This window comes from Enterococcus sp. DIV0170, from assembly GCF_051710765.1.
Lineage (GTDB): Bacteria > Bacillota > Bacilli > Lactobacillales > Enterococcaceae > Enterococcus_A > Enterococcus_A raffinosus.
Genome location: NZ_JBIOLG010000002.1, coordinates 1139120 through 1164780 on the forward strand (window position 1 = coordinate 1139120; position 25661 = coordinate 1164780).

At 37.4% G+C, this 25661-nt stretch carries 22 protein-coding genes and 1 other annotated feature; of the genes, 13 read left to right on the forward strand and 9 right to left on the reverse strand.

Going from position 1 to position 25661, the window contains the following annotated elements; genetic code table 11:
- Positions 1 to 396: 396 nt before the first annotated feature.
- The 3 genes from IGI50_RS20885 to IGI50_RS20895 form a co-directional block, all read right to left on the reverse strand.
- Complete coding sequence (locus IGI50_RS20885; RefSeq protein ID WP_010744024.1) at positions 397 to 936, reverse strand: hypothetical protein; 540 nt, start codon at positions 934 to 936, stop codon at positions 397 to 399.
- Between the two features lie 12 nt (positions 937 to 948).
- Positions 949 to 1797 (reverse strand): ParA family protein, encoded by an 849-nt coding sequence (locus IGI50_RS20890; RefSeq protein WP_010744025.1) that lies wholly within the window; start codon positions 1795 to 1797, stop codon positions 949 to 951.
- Positions 1798 to 2896: 1099 nt separating this feature from the next.
- Complete coding sequence (locus tag IGI50_RS20895) at positions 2897 to 3964, reverse strand: iron-containing alcohol dehydrogenase family protein (RefSeq protein WP_060789445.1); 1068 nt, start codon at positions 3962 to 3964, stop codon at positions 2897 to 2899.
- Positions 3965 to 4166: 202 nt separating this feature from the next.
- Positions 4167 to 4399: a binding site (T-box leader), on the forward strand.
- 93 nt (positions 4400 to 4492) lie between these two features.
- Here IGI50_RS20895 and IGI50_RS20900 point away from each other — a divergent pair.
- The 12 genes from IGI50_RS20900 to IGI50_RS20955 all read left to right on the forward strand — a co-directional run bounded on the left by IGI50_RS20900 (position 4493) and on the right by IGI50_RS20955 (position 17308).
- Entirely contained in the window at positions 4493 to 5317 is an 825-nt protein-coding gene (locus IGI50_RS20900) for a MetQ/NlpA family ABC transporter substrate-binding protein (RefSeq protein ID WP_028021069.1), read from the forward strand.
- A 17-nt stretch (positions 5318 to 5334) separates the two neighbouring features.
- Positions 5335 to 6348 carry a methionine ABC transporter ATP-binding protein gene (locus IGI50_RS20905; RefSeq protein WP_060789446.1) on the forward strand — a complete coding sequence of 338 codons (1014 nt, stop codon included), beginning with the start codon at positions 5335 to 5337 and terminating at the stop codon, positions 6346 to 6348.
- The gene (locus IGI50_RS20910; protein ID WP_060789447.1) at positions 6348 to 7010 is read left to right on the forward strand and encodes a methionine ABC transporter permease; all 663 of its coding nucleotides are present in this window, start codon (positions 6348 to 6350) and stop codon (positions 7008 to 7010) included. Before IGI50_RS20905 ends, IGI50_RS20910 begins: the two co-directional genes overlap by 1 nt.
- Before the next feature lie 89 nt (positions 7011 to 7099).
- The gene (locus IGI50_RS20915) at positions 7100 to 7390 is read left to right on the forward strand and encodes a hypothetical protein (RefSeq protein WP_438778402.1); all 291 of its coding nucleotides are present in this window, start codon (positions 7100 to 7102) and stop codon (positions 7388 to 7390) included.
- A gap of 87 nt (positions 7391 to 7477) precedes the next feature.
- Positions 7478 to 8113, forward strand: coding sequence for a PAQR family membrane homeostasis protein TrhA (trhA, locus tag IGI50_RS20920; RefSeq protein WP_060789448.1), 636 nt, complete (start codon positions 7478 to 7480; stop codon positions 8111 to 8113).
- Between the two features lie 621 nt (positions 8114 to 8734).
- A complete protein-coding gene (locus tag IGI50_RS20925) occupies positions 8735 to 10927 on the forward strand; it encodes a GH39 family glycosyl hydrolase (RefSeq protein ID WP_438778403.1) in 2193 nt (730 codons plus the stop codon).
- Positions 10928 to 11167: 240 nt separating this feature from the next.
- Positions 11168 to 12571: an MFS transporter gene (locus IGI50_RS20930; RefSeq protein WP_438778404.1), complete on the forward strand. Its 1404-nt coding sequence runs from the start codon at positions 11168 to 11170 to the stop codon at positions 12569 to 12571.
- A gap of 147 nt (positions 12572 to 12718) precedes the next feature.
- Entirely contained in the window at positions 12719 to 13816 is a 1098-nt protein-coding gene (locus IGI50_RS20935) for a Gfo/Idh/MocA family protein (protein WP_438778405.1), read from the forward strand.
- A 22-nt stretch (positions 13817 to 13838) separates the two neighbouring features.
- Positions 13839 to 14717 carry a sugar phosphate isomerase/epimerase family protein gene (locus IGI50_RS20940; RefSeq protein ID WP_438778406.1) on the forward strand — a complete coding sequence of 293 codons (879 nt, stop codon included), beginning with the start codon at positions 13839 to 13841 and terminating at the stop codon, positions 14715 to 14717.
- Positions 14718 to 14725: 8 nt separating this feature from the next.
- Positions 14726 to 15133 carry a C-glycoside deglycosidase beta subunit domain-containing protein gene (locus IGI50_RS20945; RefSeq protein ID WP_438778407.1) on the forward strand — a complete coding sequence of 136 codons (408 nt, stop codon included), beginning with the start codon at positions 14726 to 14728 and terminating at the stop codon, positions 15131 to 15133.
- Between the two features lie 27 nt (positions 15134 to 15160).
- Complete coding sequence (locus IGI50_RS20950; RefSeq protein WP_438778408.1) at positions 15161 to 16216, forward strand: Gfo/Idh/MocA family protein; 1056 nt, start codon at positions 15161 to 15163, stop codon at positions 16214 to 16216.
- Between the two features lie 180 nt (positions 16217 to 16396).
- A complete protein-coding gene (locus tag IGI50_RS20955; protein WP_438778409.1) occupies positions 16397 to 17308 on the forward strand; it encodes a sugar phosphate isomerase/epimerase family protein in 912 nt (303 codons plus the stop codon).
- Positions 17309 to 17578: 270 nt separating this feature from the next.
- Here IGI50_RS20955 and IGI50_RS20960 read toward each other — a convergent pair whose 3' ends face one another.
- Positions 17579 to 18754, reverse strand: a complete 1176-nt coding sequence (locus tag IGI50_RS20960) for an AI-2E family transporter (RefSeq protein ID WP_060789449.1) — start codon at positions 18752 to 18754, stop codon at positions 17579 to 17581.
- A 140-nt stretch (positions 18755 to 18894) separates the two neighbouring features.
- On the opposite strand from IGI50_RS20960, the gene IGI50_RS20965 reads away from it, so the two are divergent.
- Positions 18895 to 19437: an acyl-CoA thioesterase gene (locus IGI50_RS20965; protein ID WP_438778410.1), complete on the forward strand. Its 543-nt coding sequence runs from the start codon at positions 18895 to 18897 to the stop codon at positions 19435 to 19437.
- A gap of 133 nt (positions 19438 to 19570) precedes the next feature.
- On the opposite strand, the gene IGI50_RS20970 is transcribed toward IGI50_RS20965, so the two are convergent.
- The 5 genes from IGI50_RS20970 to IGI50_RS20990 form a co-directional block, all read right to left on the reverse strand.
- Positions 19571 to 20443 (reverse strand): cation diffusion facilitator family transporter, encoded by an 873-nt coding sequence (locus IGI50_RS20970; RefSeq protein WP_438778411.1) that lies wholly within the window; start codon positions 20441 to 20443, stop codon positions 19571 to 19573.
- A 540-nt stretch (positions 20444 to 20983) separates the two neighbouring features.
- Positions 20984 to 21880, reverse strand: a complete 897-nt coding sequence (locus tag IGI50_RS20975; protein ID WP_438778412.1) for an alpha/beta hydrolase — start codon at positions 21878 to 21880, stop codon at positions 20984 to 20986.
- 3 nt (positions 21881 to 21883) lie between these two features.
- On the reverse strand, positions 21884 to 22768 hold the full coding sequence (locus IGI50_RS20980; RefSeq protein ID WP_438778413.1) for an alpha/beta hydrolase: 885 nt from the start codon (positions 22766 to 22768) through the stop codon (positions 21884 to 21886).
- Between the two features lie 2 nt (positions 22769 to 22770).
- Positions 22771 to 24177, reverse strand: a complete 1407-nt coding sequence (locus IGI50_RS20985) for a PTS transporter subunit EIIC (RefSeq protein WP_438778414.1) — start codon at positions 24175 to 24177, stop codon at positions 22771 to 22773.
- 164 nt (positions 24178 to 24341) lie between these two features.
- A complete protein-coding gene (locus IGI50_RS20990; protein WP_438778415.1) occupies positions 24342 to 25331 on the reverse strand; it encodes a substrate-binding domain-containing protein in 990 nt (329 codons plus the stop codon).
- Positions 25332 to 25661 lie beyond the last annotated feature (330 nt).

The following is a 25661-nucleotide window of genomic DNA, read 5'->3' on the forward strand; positions in this document are numbered from 1 at the left end:
TAGAATAATTGATTGAAAGCCTGTTGTAAAGCGATTCCCAACCATCTTTTTTTAGAGTAAACTTTTATTATGTTTATAAAAGCATTTGAGGTTTACTATAATATTGGGATAAAAACAATTTGGGTTTACTTTATTAAATGATATAAAAGTATTTTTGGTAAACTTCAATTAAAGTAATCGTTCTCTTGTTCTCAAGTAAGAATGTGGATAAAAAGTAATGTGGATAAGGGCTTCTTTAGTTATCCACAACTTATAAATTGTGGAAGGAATTTTTTTAAAAGTAAACTTTTAAAATGTACAAACAATAATAAGGGTAAACTTAAATAACAGATAACTTTAAAAAAAGTAAACCATAATGCAGAAGAAAACATGCATTGCGGTTTACTTTTTTTATGGTTATTTCTCATCGTTTTCTAATTCTTTGAATAACTTTTGGTATTTTGGCTTCTCTTTATACTCCTCCATAGAGGCTTCTTCGAGCTGATTTAAGAAGTTTCGGTCATCTCTTGATAGTCCCTTTTCAAGATAATAGTCATATAAGAAGTCAATCATTTTATCAGGTGTATAGCCATCAAACTTGGCGTTGATCAAATTCTGCATACGAATCTTTGTACGGGCTGAGATTTTCTGCATTTCTAAGGCTTTTAAGCGCGGATCATAGTATTGACGCTTACGTCCTCTCTTCCCGACCTCTGTTTCATGCTGCTGAGGGGCTGGTTCATGAGTAATCGTTCTTTCATTTAAATGTCGAGGTTCTTCACGAAAAGAAGTACGCCGAAAATCAGTTTCAGGACTTAAGGTTCTATTTGCTAAGAGGTCTTGAGAGCTGGGTTTCTTTTCCTCTTTATCTTGATTGGAATACTCAGACATTTTTTCAATGCCCTTATTCTTTTTATTCGCCGTTAAAAGCGAATCGAGCTTCATTTTTTTCGCCATTTAACGTCTCCCCTACTCTTCACCGCTTAATATGAGGCGATGTTCATCAATTTCGTCCAAAATATTAACGAAAACTTCGTGTGCGCGCTTGTCCCATTGCTCAACTTTGCCGTTTTTGTTGATTTCATAGGTAATTCCGGACCCATCATAGCGTTTCAAACGGCTCTGATTTAAAACAACAGTGTCTAAAAGATGGGCACCGTAGATTTCCCTTGCTGCGGTATAGATCTCTTGGTCAACAGAATCCCGTTTTTGCATCATAAATGGAACGATGCCTACAACTTCTAAGTCTGTATCGTATTGTTCAATGAAGAAATTCATATAATCGATGTAGTTTTGTGCCCCTTTTAAGGATTTTACCTGAGTTTGCAAAATAACGATAACATACTCTGCTACATACATAGCGGCATTCGAATAGGTACTGATAGTTGGCGGGACATCGATATAGATCACATCATAGATATTCTTAAGTGGTTCAATCAAGTCTTCCATATATTTAAATTGAGACAATTTGTCACCTGGATACTTCTCGATCATATAATCTGGAAAATCAGAAAAGGAAATGTTTGCTGGGATTAAATCTAAATTTGGCATAATTTGATAAATAGAAGATTTTATATCTCCAGTTCGAACAGCCTCCCAGATGGTTGCATCGAATTCATCAGGTAATGTATCATTTCCGAAATTTTCTGCAGTTAGAGATAATACATCACTTGTATTCCCTTGAGGGTCTAAGTCGATAACTAATGTTTTTCGATCTTTACGAAAGGCACTCTCGAATGAGAGCATCTGAACAGTCGTTGATTTACCGACGCCCCCTTTAAAATTTCCTACTACATAGGTTTCAGCTTTTTTTGGCATAAAAAGTCTCCAATCATAATTTCTCTATTAAAGTTTACTATAAAGACTTCCAAATATCAATAAGGTTTACTACAATTGTTCTAAATAAGGTAAACTATAAAAATTAGATAAATTAAAGTAAACTGTTTTTTCTCTAAATAAAGTATACTTTAAATCTCCTTATAAAGTATACTTTAAATAATAAATTAGAGTTTACTTAAATATAGATAAAGTTTACTCTGTAATAAAATTGAGTTTACCCGTATTTTATTTATAGTAAACTATATTAATTAAAAAGTCTACTTTATTGTACGTATAATACTGTTAAATAGGCATTTATAGTAGTAAAAGGTAAACTTAAATAATTAAATAGTATACCTTATTAGAAAACAAGGTATACTTTAAATTGAGTAATTATTAAAAAAGTAAACCTCAAACTTTAAAGGTTTACTGCAAAATATGAATAAAAGGTAAACCATATATAAATAGGTTTACCTTAAAAAATCCATCTGATTAAGGTAAACTTATATTATTGGCTCTTCTAAGAGTAAACCTTTATTAGACTAAAAAGTAAACTTAAATTAAAATCAAAAAGGTAAACCTTGAATAAAAAGTATACTTTAAATTTATATAAAAGGTTTACCTTATAAAAACGAATTTAAGTATACTTTTAATGATTTAAAGTATACTTAAATGTGTCTAATAAAAGTATACTTCTATAACTTTAAATACAGTAAACTTTTATCTATTCTTTCAAATAAATGCAGTAAACCTTAAAATTAATGCTGATAATAAAAGGGATATAGCGAAATGAATTACAGTAAACGTTAAATTGTAGCAAATGGAGTAAACTTTAATTGATACGATTTTTGTCAACTATTAAGGTGTACTCTAATCATTAAAAGTTTACTTTATATAAAATGAATGGAGTAAACCTTATATTTACTAGTTCATGTATCTTTATAAAGTAAACTACAAATAAAGTATTGATTTAAAAGGCTTATATACGGTTAACTTCATTTATATGATAGATTTTTATTAAGGTAAACATTAATTGTTTAAATTAAGGTAGACCACAAAAAAACCAATGAGGTAAACCTCATTGGTTAAAAAGTAAACTTTATAAGGATTCAACGATTTGAATCGCTTCGTAGATCTGATCGGCTGTGATTTTAGGGTCAACCATATTAAATGTTTCATTAGTGGAGGCGGCGTGATTAATGACAGGTTCCAATGCTTCTTTAGAAGTGTTCAGGACGTTTAACTCTTTTAATTTCAGAGGAAGTCCTGTTTCTTGATAAAAAGCCTTCAATTTTTGGATCTCGTCTAAATTGTTCGTATGAGCCAATTGAACAAGGATACCATAAGCAACCTTCATCCCATGAAGCTGTTCATGAGTGCTTTCAAGATAGGACAGGCCATCATGGATAGCATGAGCGCCAGCTGAACGTCCGAATGAGGCAGCAAACCCTCCCGTTTCTCCAGCTAACCCAATGATAGTGTCTGTCACACGGCTGAAAGCAGGCGTTGCTTTCCGATGCTCAAGGTCATTAATCGCTGGGACAGCATCTGCTAGTAGAAGCTCCTGAATCGCTTTAGCACTGGCGATTCCTAAGCGAACGTAAGCAGACTTTTTATCCTCTTCCAGATTTCGAGTGATTCCTTCAATTTCATACCATTTAGCTAACGTATCGCCAATACCAGCAACAAAATAGTCCTTGGGTGTTGCCAAAAGAAATTTTGAATCCACCAAAGTTAGAAATGGTGCGCGCTTCATGAAGCCCATTGCCTTAAAGGTACGATTTGGGTGATAAACCGCGACAATGGGTGTAAAAGGGGCACAATTCGAGATTAAAGTGGGAATGACCATCAGCTCCGCGTTTAGTTCTTCTGCGGTCATCTTCGCTGTGTCAATCACACGGCCGGCACCAATAGCTAAAATCAGTTCTGCTTGTCCAATTTTATTCGCTAGTTCAACAGCATTTTCGTGGCTTGAGCTGCCGTCGTAGCGATAAGTAGGGTAGTGGAGCTCTTTGCGATAGTATTTCTTGAATGCGTTAGAGGATTTTTCCCCTGTAATAACGGAAATTTTCTTAAATCCAGCTAAATAGCTGGGTAAATCCTGCAAAAGGCCTTCTCCGCAGGCGTAGCGATTAGCGCCTGGTCGTACTTCAGTAGTGATGTCCATTGAATTCAACTCCTTATATGTTATCAGAATCCGCTTTTTCCATAAAGCATGTCTGAATTTCACTGATATAAAATAAAAAACGGTGAGATTTCAACTAGTTTATTCCTTGTTAAAATTAAAGTCAACTGTGTTTTTGATGATAAAAAGTATTGACAACGGTTATGGGAACGTGTAAGATACGATTTAACAATTTGCTAAATGAAGAAACGTGATGAAGAGAAAAGTATAAATCACAAAACATCAAAGAGAGTCCGAGTAGGTGGGAGCGGATATGTGGAAGGATTTAGAAAATGGTCTCTGAATGGCATTGTCGATAAGTAGGCAATGACGGGGCAGCGCTCGTTAACAACGCTCAAGTATGGTTGTACTTGTTGAGGCAATAGTTGTGAGGCTGTTGCAAATGAAGGTGGTATCGCGAGTTAGCTCGTCCTTTTCCAGCACATAGTGTGTGGAAGCGGACGGGCTTTTTTCTTTGCTCATTAGCTTATTGACTGAAAAACAGGACATCAAAGTAGGAGGAAAATGAAGATGAAAAAATTAGGTAGAGGGATTTTATTAGGAATAGCAGCATTGGCAGTGAGTGGTGTGTTGGCTGGCTGCGGGGCGAAAGGGGAAGCACAGCCGTTAGATGAAAAGAAGGTAACGATCGGCGTGACTTCGGGACCACACCAGGAAATTTTGGAAGAGGTTGCGAAACAAGCGAAAAAGGACGGCATCGAGATCAAAGTTAAGAGCTTCGATGATTACAATACGCCGAATACAGCACTAAATGACGGCGATTTGGATGGTAACAGCTATCAAACACTGTCCTTCTTGGAGCAGCAGGTGAAGGACAAGGATTATAAAATTGAAACAGCCTTTAAAACAGTGGCTTTCCCATTAGGGGTTTACTCTAAAAAACTTTCTAATTTAAGTAAACTTCAAAAAGGAGATAAAGTGGGTGTACCTAATGACCCAACCAATGAATACCGTGCATTGAAGCTTTTAGAAGAAGCAGGGGTCTTGAAGCTGAAGGACGGCGTTGAAGTAAAGGCGACAAAGAATGATATCGCAGAAAATCCGAAAGATATCGAAATCGTTGAGCTGGAGGCTTCTCAAATTCCTTCACAGTTAAATGAGTTGGCCGCTGCAGCAATCAATACAAACTTCGCCTTTGGAGCTGGACTGACCATCAATGAGGATGCGATCTATCATGAACCATTAGAGGACAATCCGAATTACAATGTGTTTGCCGTGCGGACAGAAAACAAAGACGACAAAATCGTAAAAGAAATCAAAAAGTATTATCAATCGGATGAAACAAAGAAATTTATTGAAGAAAAATTCAAAGGTTCTGTTGTTCCAGCGTTTTAATTATAGGGAGGATTCATATGATCGAGCTTAAGCAGGTATCAAAGGTTTATCAGCAAAAAAAGCGCCGCATCGAAGCGGTGAAGGACGTTGATCTAACCATTGAAAAAGGGGAAATCTTTGGAGTAGTCGGGTATTCAGGTGCCGGAAAATCCACTCTAATCCGCATGATCAACTTTTTAGAGCCACCTACGACAGGAGATATTCTGATTAATGGGCAGAATTTACGAGAACTAAACAAAAAAGAATTATTGTTAACTAGACGGAAGATCGGCATGATTTTTCAGGGGTATAACTTACTGTCTACGGCAACGGTTTATGAGAATATCGCGAAACCCTTAAAGCTGGAGGGGGTCCCCAAAGAGGTTATCACGGAACGGGTAGCAAAATACTTGGACTTGGTTGGGTTGACAGATCGAAAGGATAATTATCCTGCACAGTTGTCAGGCGGGCAGCGGCAACGAGTGGCGATTGCTCGAGCGTTGGCTCATGAACCAGAGATTTTACTATCAGATGAGGCGACGAGCGCCCTGGATCCAGAAACGACGGAATCCATTTTGGCTTTGTTGACGAAGATTAATCAGGAGCTGGGCATCACGATATTTCTAATTACCCATGAAATTGATGTGGTTCAACGAATCTGTGATCGTGTGGCGGTAATGGAGGATGGCAGGATCGTCGAGGCAGGCCCTGTGATCGATCTATTCACCCGTCCGAAAGAGGAAACGACAAAACGGTTTATCGGTGCCAATGAGGGCTACAACGTCCCAGAAGAGGTTTTAGCCAGCTATAAGGGGAGTGGACGACTTGTCCAGCTGCAATTTATCGGAGAAGAAGCCACAGAACCAGTTTTAGCACGGGTCGCGAAGGATTTTCAGTTGAGTCCCAATATTCTAAGCGGCAATATCGGCTATTTGAAGGAAAAGCGTCATGGACAACTCTTGGTTCAATTTGACGGTGGAACAGAGACAGACTTTCATCTGGCGAAGGAATATATCAGAAGCCAAGGTGTCTTGATTGAGGAGGTTGTTTAATGAGTGAGTTTTGGAGCCAATGGGGAAATGTAGTCGTCGAAGGATTAGGACAAACGCTTGTAATGGTCTGTGTAGCCCTTGCACTGTCAATTATTATTGGAATCCCATTAGGTGTACTGTTAGTAATTGCTCGGCCAGGAGGACTGAACAGCAATCTTCCTTTGTATTCGATTTTGAATAGTGTGATCAATGTTTTGCGTTCCTTGCCCTTTATTATTCTTTTATTTTTGATTTTGCCATTAACCAAGCTGATTATGGGGACAACGATCGGAGTTCAGGGCGTGCTGTTGCCGTTGATTATCTATACAGCACCGTATTTGGCTCGATTGGTTGAGACCTCCTTGCTGGAGGTGGACAGCGGGGTGATTGAAGCCTATCAGGCGATGGGGATTAGCCATTTCCATATTATTCGCAGTGTGCTGCTGAGAGAAGCACGAGGCGGGATTATCCGCGGCTTAACGATTGCGATGATTGGTTTGATTGGCGCGACGGCGATGGCTGGCTTAGTCGGTGCAGGAGGGCTAGGCAGTATCGCTTACCAATATGGCTTTTTACGAAATGAGCCGGGGGTGATGTACACGACTATTATTTTATTGATTGTCTTGGTGCAAATCGTTCAATCCTTGGGAAATACGATAGCAAAGAGCTTGGATCGAAGTTAAAATCTAGCGGTGAATGGGGAAGCTTTTCAACCCGATTCACCGTTTTCTTTTTGCTATAATAAAGGAGAATGTAAAGATGCGAGGTGAACATGTTGAAGGCCAAGGATTTATTAACGGCGATTCAAGTCGATGCGGCAGGGGAAATGAAAAAATTGTCTTCTTATAGATACGTATTTGTGAATGATGGAGAAAAACAGACCAATCATTTAACTGTGGAGGTAGAGAATGATGCCATCATTTTGAGCAAACAAGCGGATCAATTATTGACCTTGAGTCACTTGATCACCATTTTGAATGAGGAAAAAGAGGCGGAAATTTTTGTTGGAGATGAGCTAGTATTCGGCTACAAGCTTATTAAACAAGGAATTGTACTAGGATAATCCATCATCTAGTTTTAAAAACTAGTTTGAATTATTTCGTTAACTATGATATAGTGTCTTTAATAAATCATTCGAGGTGACAATGAAATGGATACACAATTTAGCAGGAAATATCTAATCACAAATGAAGTGTTAAATGCAGTTACGCATGGGATTGGCGTGGTGTTGAGTATTGTTGGGTTTGTTTTTTTGCTGAAGAAGGCCGATAGCGGGCTGCATTATGTATCATTTATTGTTTATGGTGTTTCGCTGTTGATGCTATTCTTAGCATCGACCCTGTATCACAGCTTGATCTTTACTAAAGCAAAGAAAGTCTTTCAGGTATTTGATCATTGTTCGATCTACCTGTTGATCGCGGGGACATACACGCCTTATTGCTTGTTGTATATTAAAGGAGCGATCGGGATTGCACTGTTGAGTGTGATTTGGTTAGCGGCGATTGTTGGGATTGTCTATAAGAGCATGACATTAAGCAAAGTGAAGTCCGTATCGAAGCTTTCTACGATCATCTACAATGTGATGGGGTGGGCAGTCGTCATTGCTTTGCCAAGTCTGTACCAAAGCGTCGGTCTGAAGGGGCTGCTATTGTTGGTCGGTGGCGGAGTTGCTTATACCGTTGGTTCTGTCTTTTACAGTATGAAGAATCGTCGGTACATGCATGTGGTTTGGCATCTATTCGTGATGCTGGGCGCGATGCTGATGTTTTTCTCGATTTACTTATAAAAATTATAGTCAAAAGGAGCTGTATCCAGGCGGATACAGCTCCTTTTTCTATCAAATTTATCAAGAGCGCTCGAGGAAATGCGCTATGGTAGATTCAACTTACATGAACAGAAGAGAGAGGTATTTGGGGATAAATTTCATTTAAACGTTGAATATTACACTAGAAAAGTAGCATATTAAGCATTTTTCATCTTCGGATCACTTTTATGAATATGCTATAATTCAATTTATATCAGCCTCAATAGTGAGAAGAGGCTGAGTATCTTGAAATACATATTGTGAAAAACTTTATTGTTGCATGTTACTCTCACTATTTATGTTTAACGGGTGATGCGATTACTACAAAAAGACCAATTATAAAAAAAGTAGGTAGAACGAATGAAATTTACGAATCCGTGGGATATGTTAGAGGTTAGACTTGTCACAAAAAATGAAACGGTACAGTATTATGATAATCGTGTTCACATTATTTATGTACTCGTTGGAGAAACAGCAATTGATTACGACAATAATTTCGTTTCTTTGAAGAAGGATGATTTTATATTATTGTCACGCTCGATACGGCATGATCTATCGTTCTCTTCTTCCTCGATCGTTTTTGAGCTGTCGTTTAACTATTCTTTGGTTAATGAAATTGAAGATAATCACTATGATCTATCCTATTCCGGAAACTCTGTAACGGAGGGATCTTTAGTAGATGAAGAAATTAAATCGGGAATTAATTCTTTAATTGAGGCCTATATTTTTAAGGAGAAAGGAAAGGCATCAAGTCTTTTAAGACAATATTTCTCTCTACTAGAATTACTAGAGGATAATTATATTCATCGAAATAAATTAAATAACATTAAGTCAATGACAAAAAAAGTTGAGGAGCTCAAGAACTATCTTGATAACAATTTTGATCAAGACATAAGTGTTTCTGAAATCGCTGACAAACTGTACGTTTCGCAACACTACCTTTCTAGAAGTTTTACGAAATTGTTTGGAAAATCAATGACAGAGTATTTGATAGAAAAAAGGTTGGCGAAAGTTAGAGTAGATCTTTTAAAGACAGAGAAATCCATTACAGACATTGCCTTTTCAGCAGGATTTAATAATATAAATTCGTTTAATCGACTTTTTAAGAAGCATCAGGGACTAACTCCAAGCACCTATCGAAAAGAGGTCAAAGCGCAAGTAAAGGTTCACTCCAAACCAAATGAAGAAAGCGAAGATTTTTCACATATAAAAGCTTATTTTGGTCAAAAAGCAAAGCAATCTTTGGAAGAAACACTTCAATTAACAAGTGCCACATTGGAAGAACATGATCTAGGAAAATCGCTGATCAATTTAGGGTATGCCGAGGATATTCTTATGTCAGGGTACTATAAACAATTAGAGATGGTGGCTAACTATGGATTCTTTCATTATGGAAGATTGTGGGGATTGTTAAGCAATAGTGTTCTTCCAAAAATCGAAGGTAGATACGACTTTACCAAAGTTGACATGATTTTATCTTCAATCATTGATGCAGGGCTTATCCCATTCATCGAATTAGGTTTTAAAGGCAAAACAATCTATAAGACCCACGGCGAACCGATTATCCACACACCTTACACACTTCATTCAAAAGCTATTGAGGACATTTTAGAAAGGTACAGTGCTTTTTTCAACCATTGTAAAAAGAAATATGGAGAAACTGCATTGGATAAATGGATTGTCGAACTATGGAAACCTAGTAAATTAGTAGTTAAGACAAATGATCTATCTGACTTGATGAAGATTAAAAACGGAAATACTTATGTTAATATCTCAGAGGATACGGGATATCTATGGTTTTTCGATAAGGTTTACACAGAGATAAGAAAAATCAATTCTAAGATAAAAATTGGTGGCTGCGGCTTAGGCTTGGATCTTGAAAAGCAAGATGTAGAAAAATTTTTATCAAACTGGAAAAAGATGGGAACCTTTCCAGACTATTTTAGCATTTCATTATTCCATATGGATGAAATTAGTCAGTCGCTTTATACAGGGAAAAGAGCGAACCCTATTTCACCAGATACGGAATACATGATAAATAGTGTAAAGGATTTCAAAAAATTGCTGAATCAAATTAAGAGAGAAATCCCCCTATTCATAACAGAGTTTAATGTGACGATCTTAAACAGACACATCATAAATGATACGGCCTTTAAGACAACCTATATTATCAAAAATATACTTGACGTAAAGAATGAAGTAGATATGATGGGGTACTGGCTATTGTCTGATATATCAACTACTTCCTATGATACAAATGAACAAGAAATATTTGGTGGAGCTGGGATACTGACAAAAACAGGGATACCAAAACCAGGGTACTATGCTTTTGATTTTCTCAATCGTTTGTTTTTAGAGGTAATCTATAAGGGTAAAGGTGTATATTTTACGAAAAAGAATAGACATCATTTTTCTGGATTGTTCTATTTTTATAATCATTTGAATACCACTTATTATTATAATAGTGAAGGCGATTTTCATGAGAAAAACGTTTATTCTATTTTTAAAAGAAAAAAGAGAAAAAAATGGCATTTGAAAATAGAGGATGTGGAGCCGGGAAATTACACGGTTCTATCTTTTAGGATTGGCAGAGAGCATGGGAGTTTGTTAGAACGAATGATAGAACTTGGAGAAAATACCGAGCTTTCTCAAGAAGAGGTTGATTTTCTTTGGCACAAATCTCGCCCAGATCTTACCAAAAGTATTATTGAAACGAAAAATAATGAACTCCATTTTTCGCTCGAGCTAGAATCACATGAAGCACTATTAATAGATTTTCGTCGAAATCAGACATAACTGTTGAATCAGTTGTGTCTTTTTTTCTTTTTTAGAGTATTTCTATCTCACTACTTTTAGTAAATAGTTATTTTAGAAAAGTCAAACCTGAATGGTACGGATGTGCCAAAGTATTATAACAAAACCTGTTTTGGCATTCGAGTACTATAGATTTCATGTGAGAATACAAAGAAACTTAAAAGGAGAGAGGTTAATATAAAAATGTAATCGATTACAAACACTATAACTAGGAGGACTACAATGGCTGATAGAGAAATGGAGATGGAGCCTATGATGCTTCAGAGAAAGAAAATTTCACGGGTTAGCATGATACTTTATGGTTTAGGAGATTTGGCTAGTCAATTTGTTTGGACTTTTACTGGAACTTATTTAACTGTGTTTTACACAGATATTGTTGGTCTAGCTCCAGGTGTTGTATCGATTATCATGTTATGCGCTCGTCTTTGGGATGGAATCAATGATCCGATGATGGGTGGTTTTGCTGAGAGGACTAAAAGCAAGTGGGGGAGATTCAGACCGTACATTTTGTTTGGAACACCTTTTTTAGCAGTGTCTACAGTTCTCACTTTCACTGCTCCTTTTGGAAATGGGTCGACAGGTATTGCTTGGGCTGCGGGGACATATGTGATATCAGGCATGCTTTATACACTTGTAAATATTCCATATGGAGCATTGCCAGGGGTAATGACAGAGGACGCGAATGAAAGAAATGAATTAAATGCTTGGCGTTCAGTAGGGATGAATGTAGGAATGATTGTTGTGAATTTCTTCTCCTCCTTCATTATGTTGAAATTTTCAGAGGGTTCAGAGGTTGCAACGGGTCGAGGGTATTTCTCTACAGCAGTCATTTATGCGATTATTTCGATTCCGATGTTTCTCGCTGTTTTTATTTCGAGTAAAGAAATTATCAAAGTTGCTGACGATAAGCGCAAAATTCCTATCAAGGAAACATTTAAAAATATTGTTGGAAATAAATACTTGATGCTTCTATTTGGGATCATGGTTTTGCAAATGTCAGGATTTATGGGGAGAATCGCTTTAACCAGTTATTATGTGATCTATTGTTTAGGGGCGTTTACTTTGATTGCTTTGTTAATGACGATACCATCCATTGGCGGTGTGATTGGTTCGCTATTAGTCGTCCCTTTGGTTCGACGTTTTGGAAAAATAAAAATGTTGGCGATTCCATTAGTGATTCAAGGTATTGCATTAGTGATTATTTATATTGCGGATTTTGATAATTTACCGTTGATTGTTTTTGGTCATATCTTGTTTGGGCTCTTTAATATGGGAGCACCAATCACGCTCTCAATGATTGCTGATGCGGTTGATTATCAGGAGCTAAAAACGGGTATTCGCACGGACGGTACCGCATACGCAACGTATGGTTTAGCGACGAAATTAGGAAATGCTATTGGAGCGTCAGTTGGTTTGCTTATTATGGGACACTTCGGGTATCAAGCAAATGCGCAACAAACGTCAGAAGCCCTTCAAGGGATAAATCTGGTTGCCAATTTATTACCAGCGTTCTTATTCTTTGCTGCCGCAGGTTTATGCTTTTTTTGGAAAATGAGTGATTCTGATGCAGACAATATTAGAAAGCAGCTTGATGAACGTCGTGTGGAGCAAGAGTTAAGTGAATAAATATGGATGTGGTTTTGAAATGACTTGGATTCTTTTCGAAGAATAATGTGTGCAAATGAATACCATATCGGAGTGTTCTGATTGAGAAGTGCTGTATCAGAACAAGTAATAGACTATTTATGTACCTAAGCACTAAGGAGGAAAAATATGTCAAAATTAAAAATTGGAATTATTGGCTGTGGCGGAATTGCTCATAGCAAGCACTTTCCAGCATTAGCCAAACTATCAGATGAAGTTGAGATGACGGGCTTTTGCGATATCGTCCTTGAACGTGCAAAAGAAGCCGCCCGACAATATGGAAGTGCGGATGCGTTAGTAACGGCCGATTATAAAAAGCTGTTAGAGGACAAGAGTATTGATGTAATTCATGTCTTAACACCGAATAATTCGCATTCTTTTATTACTGTGGAGGCTTTAGAAGCAGATAAACACGTGATGTGTGAAAAACCAATGGCAATCAACTATGCAGAAGCAAAAAAAATGTTAGATGCGGCGAATAAAACAAAAAAGAAACTAACGATTGGTTATCAAAATCGATTTAGATCGGATTCTTTGGTTACGCACGAAGCTTGTCAGAATGGAGAACTGGGAGATATTTATTTTGCTAAAGCTCATGCGATTCGAAGAAAAGGAGTTCCAACTTGGGGCGTTTTTCCTGATAAAGAGAAGCAAGGAGGAGGCCCACTAATTGATATTGGTACTCATGCACTCGATCTAACCTTATGGTTTATGGACAACTATAAACCTAAGCTGGTTTTAGGCTCGACCTATCAAAAATTAAAAGATAATCCAATGGCCAACATGTTTGGTCCATGGAATCCAGAGACTTTTGAAACGGAAGATTCTGCATTTGGTCTAATAAAGATGGAAAATGGCGCTACAATCTTTTTAGAGGCAGCATGGGCACTAAATATGATTAATCCTAAAGAAGCACAAGTGACATTATGTGGAACAGAGGCTGGAGCTGAGATGTTTGGTAAAGCCTATTTGGATGAGGGATATGTAGTGTTTAACAAAGCGGACCACAATCAATTAGAGCAAACACAGCCTTCTGATGCAGGCGGAGTATTTGGGTTCAGTGGAGAATCTACTGAACAAAGAGATGTTGAAGCTAGACAATGGATTGATGCGATCAAGACAGGCAAAGATCCAATGGTAAAGCCTGAACAAGCAATCGTTGTTACGCAAATCTTGGAAGCAATTTATCAATCTGCAAAAACAGGAAAAGTTATTGAATTTGATTAATCGAGATTTTTTAGGAGGAAAAATGATGAAAGAAGGAATCAAACGAGGAGTCACTGCCTATAGCTACAACAAGGTTTATGGCATCTCTATGGATTTTGATGATATTTTGAAGGATATTAGCGATACGGGAGCGACTGGTGTTGAAATTTTAGCGAATTCGCACATTCCCAGCTATCCGAATGTTAGTGATCAATGGATCGAAGAATGGCATAGTAAATTGGCGGAGTACGCGTTGGAACCAGCTGAATATGGGCATTGGGTAGATGCTCGTTTGTATAAAGGAAGAGAGCTGAGTACAAAAGAAAGCATTGAAATGTTGGAACGAGACTTTGTTTTAGCCAATAAACTTGGCTTTAAGGTACTGCGTACCAAGCTTGGGGTTATTGACGATACATTAACACCTGTAAAAAATTGGCGTGAATTTATAAAGGGCGCCTTGGGATTAGCAGAAAAATATGATGTTCGCATGTGCCCAGAAATCCATAGTCCAACGATTCTTGATTCAAAAATGATCAATGACTACGTTGAATTTATTGAAAAAGAGAAGACAGCGTATTTTGGTCTGAATATTGATTTTAGTATTTTTCAAACAGGTGATAATTCATTGATTGGGTTTGGAGCAAATGATTTTGTTGGTCCACCATGTGAACATAGCAAGGTTGAGGAGCTCGTTCCGTTACTAAAATATGTTTATGTCTGTCATGCCAAGTTCTTGCGAATGGATGATCATTTCAATGAAGTCGTTATTCCGTACAAAGAGATCATTGATATGCTGATAGCAAATAATTGGAGTGGGTATCTCATTAGCGAGTACGAAGGAGCGAAGGCGGATATTCCTGGGCACACGTCAGAACAAATAAAACGTCATCAACTTATGATGAAAAGAATGTTAGGAAAGTGAGGATTACGATGTTAGATAAAGAATGCATTCAGTCAAGAGGCTTCCGAAATACCGTCACAAATGATGAAATTTCAGGTTTCCAATTTGATATACGCTTGATGTATTATCGCGGATTATGGTTGTCTCAGATTCGACCGATTTCAGTCAAAATTGATGGAGTACCAATCCCTCAAGAAGATATCCTTTGGGAAATCGAAGGAGAAACATATAAACAGGAAGACTTAGAGAAGATTGGCGATATCCAATGGAACGTGCTAAGTCCTGCAACCATTCATGTTAAAAAGAAGGGGGGGCTTGAAGAAGGATATCATGAACTTGAAGTGGATCACAGATTCAGTTCTTCTTATATGCCTCCAGCGATGGATGAGGTGTTGAGCTTCGGTTCTCACCAAAGACGATTACTTTTAGTTTCTTAATACGTACAATGGAAAAGAGGAAATATTATGCTGCACTTTGGCATCATTGGATTTGGCTTCATGGGTCAGACTCATGCGGATACGATTAAAAATTTGGACTATGCAGAATTAATAGCTGTTTGTGATATAGATAAGAAAAAAATGCAGCCAGTAGGAGAAGGTGTCTCTACGTATTTAATAGCAGACGATTTACTCGCCGATCCAAACGTTGATACTGTGATTATTGCCGTACCAAATCATTTGCACTTGCCAATGGTAAAAAAAGTTGCTGAAGCTGGAAAAGATATTATCTGCGAAAAGCCTGCGGCGATGAATGCGGAAGAATTTGAACAAATGATTGAAATCACTGAAAAAGCAAACGTCCGTTTTACTATTCATCATCAACGACGGTGGGACAAGGATTATCGCTTAATCAAGGAAGTAGTAGATAGTGGCGGCTTAGGGGATATTTTTACAATTAAAAATGCCCTTTATGGATTTAATGGAAATATGCATGACTGGCATGTTTATCCTGAGTTTGGCGGTGGAATGCTTTACGATTGGGGTGTTCATTTACTTGACCAAATGCTATGGATGATTCCTGGAAAGCTGAAATCGGTTTTTGCGGATGTAAGGAATGTTATCAATACAGAGGTGGATGACTATTTCAATATTCAGTTATATTTTGATAGCGGAATCACCGGACAAATTGAATTAGGAACCTATTTCTTAAATGAAAAACCGGGGTGGTTTGAGCGCCATTGGTTTGTTGGCGGCAGTCGTGGCAGTGCGTATGTAGATGGTTTTAATCCAGAAGGGAAAATTGTTCGAACCAGTGAATTGTTGACGAATGTTCCAGGAAAGATCACGATGACTGCGGCAGGGCCAACACGCTCATTTGGTCCGCCGCCTGAAGGAAGATTAATCACAGAAGAACTTCCAAACATAGACGTCAATCATGAAATGTTTTTTGAACATTATCAAAACCATGTTGTGAATGGAGAGGAACTAGTGGTTAAGCCGACGGAAATCTTACGATTAATGAAATTGGTGGATGCGATTCGCATTTCGGCGAAAGAACATCGGTCAGTAGATTTTGAATAGATAGCGTTTAGCATTATTTAAAAGGATAGACGGTGCGGTCATTTTAGAGTGTGTGTTTTAATTGCAAAATTTGATAAAAGTAAGAATAACAGATGAACCATTGTTGTTCGAAGATGCTCACTGAAATGTGACCGCTACGATAGTTTGAAATTGATCGTAGTATAGAAAGAAGGCGGAAATATGAAATTAGGTTTGGTTTCAGCAATTTTGGATCAAAGCAATTATTTTGAAATGATCGACATCGTGGCAGAAAATGGCTTGGAATGTGTAGAAGTAGCTTGCTGGCCAGCAGGGAAGGCTGAACGACGTTATGCAGGCGTTTCGCATATTGACACAGAAAATCTGACAAAAGAACTAGCTGAAAAATATAAATGTTATGCCGCAGAGAAGAAAGTCGTACTATCCGCGTTAGCTTATTATCCCAACCCGTTAGATGAGGATTTAGCCAAACGTCAGCAGGTGATTGATCATATCTATTCGGTTATTGATGCGGCTAAATTAATGGATATTAATTTAATAACGACTTTTATCGGTCGGATGCCGACAAAAACGATTTCTGAAAACTTAAAGGAAGTAGAAAAAGTTTGGAAGCCTATTGTTAAGTATGCTGAAAAATTGCAGGTGAAGATCGCGATTGAAAATTGTCCGATGCTCTTTACTGAAGATGAATGGCCAGGGGGACAGAATTTGATGACCACCCCCGTACTGTTTCGAAAAATTTTTGATTTACTAGACAGTGATTATCTTGGTCTGAATTTTGATCCTTCACATTTTGTTTGGCAGCAGATGGATTATTTAGCACCTTTATATGAATTCAAGGACAAGCTGTTTCATATCCATTATAAGGACATTAAGCTTTATTGGAGCAAGCTGCAAGAATCTGGAATAATGGCGACACCGCTGGAATACATGAGCCCCAAATTGCCGGGATTAGGTGATGTAGATTGGGGAAAATACGTTTCTGCATTAACGGATATTCGGTATAGTGGCTATACGTGCATCGAAGTTGAGGATCGCGCGTATGAATCTGATTATGAAGATGTCAAACGTTCGATCAAGCAAAGTACGCACTATTTGCGGAACTTTGTCTAATAACTGTAGTTTAAAAATAAATTAACTGCTTGAAAAACGATTTCTCTGAATGGTGAAGTAAGTACTCAAGCAGTTTTTTGTGGAAAATTTTTTTAAAAGTAAGATGTACTTTTAGTCAATTTGCCATTAATAAATTATGAAGCAAATTGACTGAATGTTCTTTTTTGAAATTTTGATGGCTTTATCTAAAGGAATTCAAGGATTCCACTTATATTTTAAACAAAAACTGGTGTTGGTAGCCTTTTACCAACACCAGTTTTTTTAATGTATCTAGAGATAATCATCTTCTGAAAAGCCGGTATTGCGATAAGCGCCTTCGTCAGAAAAATACTTGTTGTAGCGTTGCTTGAATTTTCGGAAGATGAAAACGACCAATAATTTGATCATAGAATAGATCGGAATTCCGAAGATTACACCGACTAGCCCTAAAAGATCTCCCATCACCAATAAGACCACTAAGATCGTAATGGGATGAATCTTTAATTTGTCTCCCATCACTCGAGGAACAACCAGGTCTCCATGGAGAAGCTGGACAACAAACCAGGCGATGACGAATTTGACCACCATGAAGGTTGAATCCTGAAAAGCGATGAACAACCCGGGTAAGAAAGCCAAAAACGATCCGATATACGGAATGATGCTTAAGATTCCTGCGGCAAGTGCGATAACTGTGGCATACTGCAACCCCAGCAATAAGAAGACCACCCAATAAATTAAGCCTAAGAGCAATGAAGCGATGACTTGACCTTTCAAAAAGGCGCCTAATTGTTGATTCGCGATCTTGATTAGGGACTGGCTGTCTTTTCTAAAGCGAGGCGGAATCATATCAATGACCGCACGATAGAGCTTGTGGGGACTTTGAATAAGAAAGAACGCAATGATCGGCCCGGTAAATAAGGTGATAGCGGTACTAGAGACCGCTGAGAAAATTGTTCCTAAGCCTTTCGCTCCGTCTTGCCAATTACTACCTAAATAATTTAATGCTTCCTTCGCTAGCTTATCAATGGAATCCAGAGCTTCACCTGAGGATGCCGCAAAGGGTGTCGTATCCAAAATATTCTTAATCCCGTTTTGAAAATCATCGACATATTTAGGAAATTGTTTTATTAAGTCCTGTGCCTGATCTTGGATGACCGGTACGAGTCTCGCACCTCCAAAGAAAAGCAAACCAAAAATCACCACATACGTAAGCACAATGCTGAGGGTACGGGAAAGCCCCTTTTTACTCAAGAAGTTGACCACGGGATTCAGTAAATAATAAAGCAATAATGCGAAGACCATCGGCGGCAGAACTGTCGTAATGATGACCACGATCGGTCTAAAAATAAAGGAAACAGTATTCAATAAATAGATGGCTAGAGAACTTAAAATAACCAGCCCGATAAGGTAATACGATGTTTTACCGCCAAAAAATTGGATAATCTTCGAGGGTTTTTCTTTTTCCATAAAATGGACCTCCTCCTTTAACTTCCAGTATACCGAATGTCCGTAAAACTGTATACTTTCAGAATTTTTGAAAAAAAGGTAAGAAGGTGGGATAATTTACAGGAATTGAAGAAAAATAATGCAAAGAAAGAGTGAATTTTTTGACTGAAACAAAAACCTGTCGGGAATCTCGTGTGATTCAGACCCACCGAATTTTCCCTTTTGATTTGAATCCTTTTGGCTATTTATTTGGGGGAAAGTTAATGACGTTGATCGATGATGCCGCGTCTATTTCCATTTCTCGCCATTGTCGCAGAGGCGCAGTAACAGCATCCCTAGACAATCTGAATTTTCTAAAACCTCTTCATGCCAATCATTCCGTTTGTGTGAAGTGCTATGTGTCCGGAACACACAATAAGTCGATGGAGGTCTTTGTGAAGGTCATCGGCGAAGATCTCGCGACTGGAGATCGCTATTTAGCAGCTACTTGCTTCACCACCTTTGTCGCAGTGCCTTCTCACATGAATGAAGAGACGGAATTTACAGTTCCAAAGGTCCTCCCAGAAACAGAGGAGGAAAAAATGGTGTGTGGAGGCTATGAAAAACGTCGAAACCATCGATTGAAGGAACGGGATGATTATAAAAAATTCGCGGCGCTGCTATCGACGGACTTGCCTTGGTCAGATGAGGGAACTGGGGATTAAAGTATAACTGCGTGTCAAAGAGTAGGAAGAATTGAGTTTTCTTAACTAATAAATTCAATCATCCTCTTTATAATAACAGAATAATCGTAAAGGAACCTTCTGAGTGAGCGGCTCGGAAGGTTCCTTTTTTCAACTATTCACTTGGTTCCACATGGACATCCGTCTCGAAAACCTGAAATTTATCCCGCAGTAGATTTTCGATCTGATCAGCGACATCATGGCTTTCTTTGACGGTTAGCTCTGGTCGCATAGTCACGGTGACATCAAGATAAATGTTGGAGCCATAGCTTCGTCCTTTGATGTTTTTGACTGATTGGACTTGTTGGATGTTGCGGATGGCCTCATTGAATTGATCTAATTCCTCTTGATCGAAGCCGTCAGATAAGGTAAAGACGCTTTCTTTAAAAATATCGATCGCCGTTTTTAAAATCAGCAGCGCGACAACAATGGCCGCGACGCTATCGAGCCATCCTAGATTAAAGGACGCGGCAAAAACAGCGATAGCAGTACCGATACTTGTCCAGGCATCGCTGCGATTGTCCTTTGCGGCAGCCAGCAGACCAGGACTTTTAACTTCCTCCGACAACCGTTTATTGAAGAAATAGACACCATACATAATAACAGCAGAAACGAGTCCAACAATGGCTGCAGTTATATCGGGGGATTCCATCTTCTTGTTGATTACAGAAAGGATGGAGCTGTAGAGAACCTGCAGACCGACTAGCAGCATAATAAAAGAAGTCACTAAACTTGCGACATTCTCTGCCTTCCAATGTCCATAGCGATGCTCCGCGTCCGCAGGCTTCTGTGAGATACGAAGGCCGATTAAAACTGCGACGGAAGCGAGTATGTCTGTAAAGTTATTCAGACCGTCAGCACGCAGGGCTTCTGAGTTCGCCATATTACCAACGATCAGCTTCATTGCAGAAACGAGGATGTAGGCAGCGATACTAATGATTGCACCAAGTTCTGCTTTTTTTAATTGTTCATAACGGTTATTTACCATAGTTTTTTACACCCCAAAAATTAAAATGTTTTATCACTATACACGTTATTTGATAGAGAAAACAAGGGTTTTTGCAAACTGTAATCATTTTGGGGCAGCTAAAAAAACAAACAGATTTCACCTGAAAAAACCTGTTAGGGAAGCTAATTTTATTCCTAAGGATTCCTATGTAACAATTTTTCTGGGTCAATTGTTGATGGGAACTTTTTAGATTTAAATAGCCGATTTCTTTCATAATAAACAGCTTACTTACAACTCGATAACTAGACCATTCCTTACTGCATTTAAAATATTTTCAATAAACTGGTTAACCTCCTATAAACAATAGATTTGAGCAAATAGTCGGTGTAACAATTGAAAATTTATTTTCGCGATCTTCATTACGCTCTTTTTAAGTAATTGCTTCGATTTTTACCCAATTGAATGAACAGATATGGATTACCACAGCATTCAAGGAATTTTAGTAGAAAACAAGTATTATTTGAAGCTAGATTTATATCTCAGTCTTTTTTTCTTAAGATTTGAATTTCAATTTTTTATTCAATTAAATAATTTTGATTGAATAAATTTCTCCATCAATTCCCACGCTTTTTTTGATTGTTCCTCATGAAATTCCTCAAACCATTTATGTGTGAACCCGTGCATTGTATCCTTAAACTCTTTATATTCTACTTCGACACCACTTTTGAGTAATTTTTTTGCAAATGCTACTTCTTCCTGTTTCAAGGAATCATATTCAGCTGAAATAATAAGGGTAGCAGGAAATATATTACCATCCGCATTAATTGGTGAGGCTAACGGATTTGCTGTATCATCATTCTTATTGAAATACCAATTAAAATACTCCTCCATTCTAGAAACAGGAATTGATTTATCTTTGTCAGTGGTTTTTCTATTTGAAGGTGGGGCATCCTGTCTTAAAACAGCGTAGTCTGCAATTAGTCCTTTGATAGTAAGTTTTTTTCTAGTGTCATTTAATACGCACAGTGCTGTTGAAATATACCCTCCTGCGCTATGGCCCATTAATAGGACATTATTTTTTTGAAGATTGTATCGTTTGCTATTCTCAAGAACTTGGTCAATAAAATCATAAGCGGAAAGGATTGGTAGTGGGAACTTGTACTCAGGAGCGACTGCATAATCAACATTAATAACTGCTACGCCAACCTTATTTGCGATCTCTTGACAATAAATACCATCCTGTTCACAATAACTTAGTACCATCCCGCCGCCATGGAAGTTAAAGACAACAGGCAAATTGGCTTGATAATCGTATCCTTCAGGTCTGTAGATATACCCATCTATGTATCCACAGTGTTTAGAAAAATAAGAAATCTTCTCAATATTGTCTTTTAATCTTTCTTGTTTTATCATGTCACAATACTTTTTTTCTTTTTTCAATCTATAATCAAAAATTGTTTTATCTTCTTCCAACATTCGTTATATTTCTCCCATCCAATTAAAAACTAAAGGTAACCACATACTAATAGATATATTTATATCATCAGGCTTATTGGCATAGTGCTTATTACCACATGCCAATCCATGTCGCCCCTGCCTGAAAAGATGATATTCACAGGGGCGTCCAATATCTTGAATTTTTTTTACTAAAGAAGTGGTATACTTCGCATTCGTTACAGTATCTTCCGTAGTATGCCAGATAAATAGCTCCGGAATTTCTGATTGAAGGTAGTTTTCAACCTCTAATTCTTTGCATTGTTCAAAAGTTGGACTTATACTTTTATGCAGACATTTATTCATCATATCCTTTTGAAATTTGGATAATTCACTATTAGTGAAATGATCCATTCTAGCATTCAGCATGGGATAGCATAAAATACTTCCTCTAGGTTTTAATTCTTTTGATTTTGGCACAAATTCTAATTTGCTTATTAATTCATCCTCATTCCATCTAAAGGCCTCCATAGCAACGATATGTGCTCCTGCTGAGAAGCCCATTGTAAAAACATGATCGTTGTCTATAAACCACTCTTCAGAATTTTCTTTGATAAGAAACAGGGTTTCCATAAGCTCGAGTATTTGCGATGGATAATACCCATTGGCATTTATTTCAGCTAACTCGTTGGAATAAGCTTCTCGACTTTTAACAAATGTGGAGTATCTTAAAACAAAACAAGCATAGCCTTGGGACAAAAATTGCATTGCCACGGCTTCCCCTTCTTTTATCGCAGAGATCATATAACCTCCTCCAGGGCAAATAACTACTGCTGGCCATTTCCTATTAACTTTGTATGAAATGATGGGGTCTGGGATGTACGCCTCAACAAATGCAGTATCATTTAATTCTATTTTTTTATGAAACATATTTACCTCTCTAATCCAGGTTCGTCTTTTTCAAAACCAAAAAGATACGTACAGACAGCAGCCACAACAAGTGCAATCAACGAAGCGATGATGCCGTTATACAGATTACTTGCAGATTTCCCTACGAAAGCGAGTGTTGCCGTCACACTAGATGAGGGTACGAGCGTTGCAGAGATTACTCTAGTGAGCCCACCATACAAACCACCTGCAAAGCCTCCAGCTATCAATCCTATAAATGGTTTTTTATAGCGAGTGCATATTCCATAGATTACAGGTTCAGAAGTTCCAGCAACTATAGCAGTGATTGCATAGCTAGCTGCTAAAGATTTTTGTGACTTGTCTTTTAATCTGAAGAAAGCACCTAGCGCGACTCCCATGACAGAAAAACTAGCATAGCAAAGAGCTGGCCCTGCAAAGCCATCCCATCCCTGAGTAGCAAAGATTTGGAAAAGAGCTGTAATGAGGACCATGTGCATACCAGTCATTACAAGAATTGGATACAAAGCAGAGATAATCGCTACACCTAAAAATCCAATATAATTTTGTAACCCTAAAAGACCGTTGACAACATAGTTTCCTAAAAATGCGCCTGCCGGTCCAATGAAACACAAAGCTAGTGGTAGCATAACAAGTATGGTAAATGCGGGTGCAAATACACTTCTTATCGAACTATGAATATGCTTATTAAAGAAGTTCTCTACATAACTCATTACCCATACAGAAAGGATGGTTGGAATGATTGTTCCACTGTAATCAACCATGTAAACAGGTAGTCCAAAAACTGTAAATTTTGCGCCCTCTGTAACCATTTGTATAAGAGTTGGGTGGATTAAAATTGCTCCTAATAGGATTCCTAAAACAGGTGTAACACCAAATTTTTTAGCTGCAGAATAACCTACAATTACTGGGAAAAAGTAAAAACCTGCGTCTCCGACAAAGGTCAGTAGAGTAAAAATATCGCTTTCCACTGGAAGTAAATTTAATAAATCTGGTCCTAAAATAGCAGTAAACATTTTGAAAAGGGCACAAGCAACGATTGCGGGAATAACAGGCCCCATCGTTCCAGAAAGACCATCGAGAATTCCTAAACCTACGGATTTAAAAATATTTTTTTTACTTTTATCGGACAAAGCTTCAGGTTCATTCTCCTCTGTTCCTTCATTTAAAAGAAGAGCTACCTCATCAAAAACAGCATTGACATCGGCACCAATAATTATCTGCAGCTGATCTCCTACCTTCATAACTCCGAGGACTCTAGGCACCTCTTTTAACTCATCAATATTCACGAACTCAAAATTCTTTATATTAAAACGGACTCTAGTTGCGCAGTGTAGTGCATTGGAAATATTTGTTTTTCCACCAGAAAGTTCAATAATACTTTTAGCTGTTTCTTTAAAATTTTCTGACATGATTTTCCTCCAAATTCTTAAGCATGGCCTGTGCTTACTAATGTTAACGTTTACACCATTAATAGTAAACTTGTTGACTAGTTAAGTCAACAAGTTTACTTAAAATAATAAAATAAAAACAGTATCCTTAAAAAGAATACTGTCTTTAGACTAGTTCACTCGTTTTATGTCGTTTGTTTTTCAATCAAGGCAACAGGTATAATAATTTGTTTGTTCCGTATATCAGAAGTTTCATCACTATCTTTTTCAATGATATCAATCAAAGACGATACTGCTTCATAGGCTATTTGATTTGTATTTTCAGAGATCATTGTTATCTCTGGAAAGCTATAGGAGCTTAACATCTGACTTCCATAGGTAACAATTTTTAGATCTTCGGGAACAACAATCCCCAAGGATTTACAGACTTTTAAACACTGAATAGCCAGAGTATAGGATTCAACAAAAAGGCCATCTGCCTCGGGATTCTCAATAAACATTTGAGTGATTACACTGGGGACATCTTTATTTCTTTCATTAATTCCAGTAAAGTAAGACCGGAGTTTCTTACCGTTTTTTTCTAATTCTTCAGCAAAACCTTTGTATCGATCGTCATTATATTCTCCTACCTGATAGGCGGATATATATAATAAATTTTTGCAGTTCTTCATCATTAAATGTTTAGCTGCTATTACTCCTGCCAAAATATTATCTGACTTAATTGTCGGTATGTTTTCGGAAAGCTGATGTCCTATAGTCACAATTGGAAGATTTTCATCTATAGGTAAATTGGCATCATTTGTAAAGCTCCCATAAATGATTCCGCTAATTCTTTTTTCTCTTAACTCTTCAAAAAAAAGTTCTTCTTTTTCTTTATCATATAAAGAACTACAAATCATCAAACTGTAACCAAAACTATAGGCTGCTTGTTCTAATAATGAGACTAGAACACTGTAATAAGCAATATGTCCTGTGGGAAACACAGCTCCTATTGTTTTAAAAAACTTTTCATCTAAAATTTGATTTTCTCCAGGTATTGAGTATCCCCATTCTTTTGCAACCCGAAATACTTTTTCCTTTGTACTATCATTAAATTTACCTTTTCTATTAAGGATTCTAGAAACGGCTGCTTTAGAAATACCAACTTCATCAGCTATATCTTGTATTGTTGCCATAATTTCACCTTCTTTAGTAAACTTTGTTTACTTCTTAAGAGTTAGTATATCATATCTCTTATAAAAATTAGCAGAACAATTTTTCATGATAGACTGATAAATCCACCTTAAAAAAGGAAGGTTAAGAACCTCTATAGCAGTAGCGTTCGCTAAATTTGGTCATTCTGGGTATTACCAATAGATAGTAAACAAATAAAAAATACAAGGGAGAAGTCCTTTTTCCATTTAATTCGTCAAATAAATGTAAAATTTTTTGATTTAATCCATTGACAATGATTAGGTACCGAAGTATACTGGGTTCAAGTTAAAAGGTTAGGTACCTAAAATATA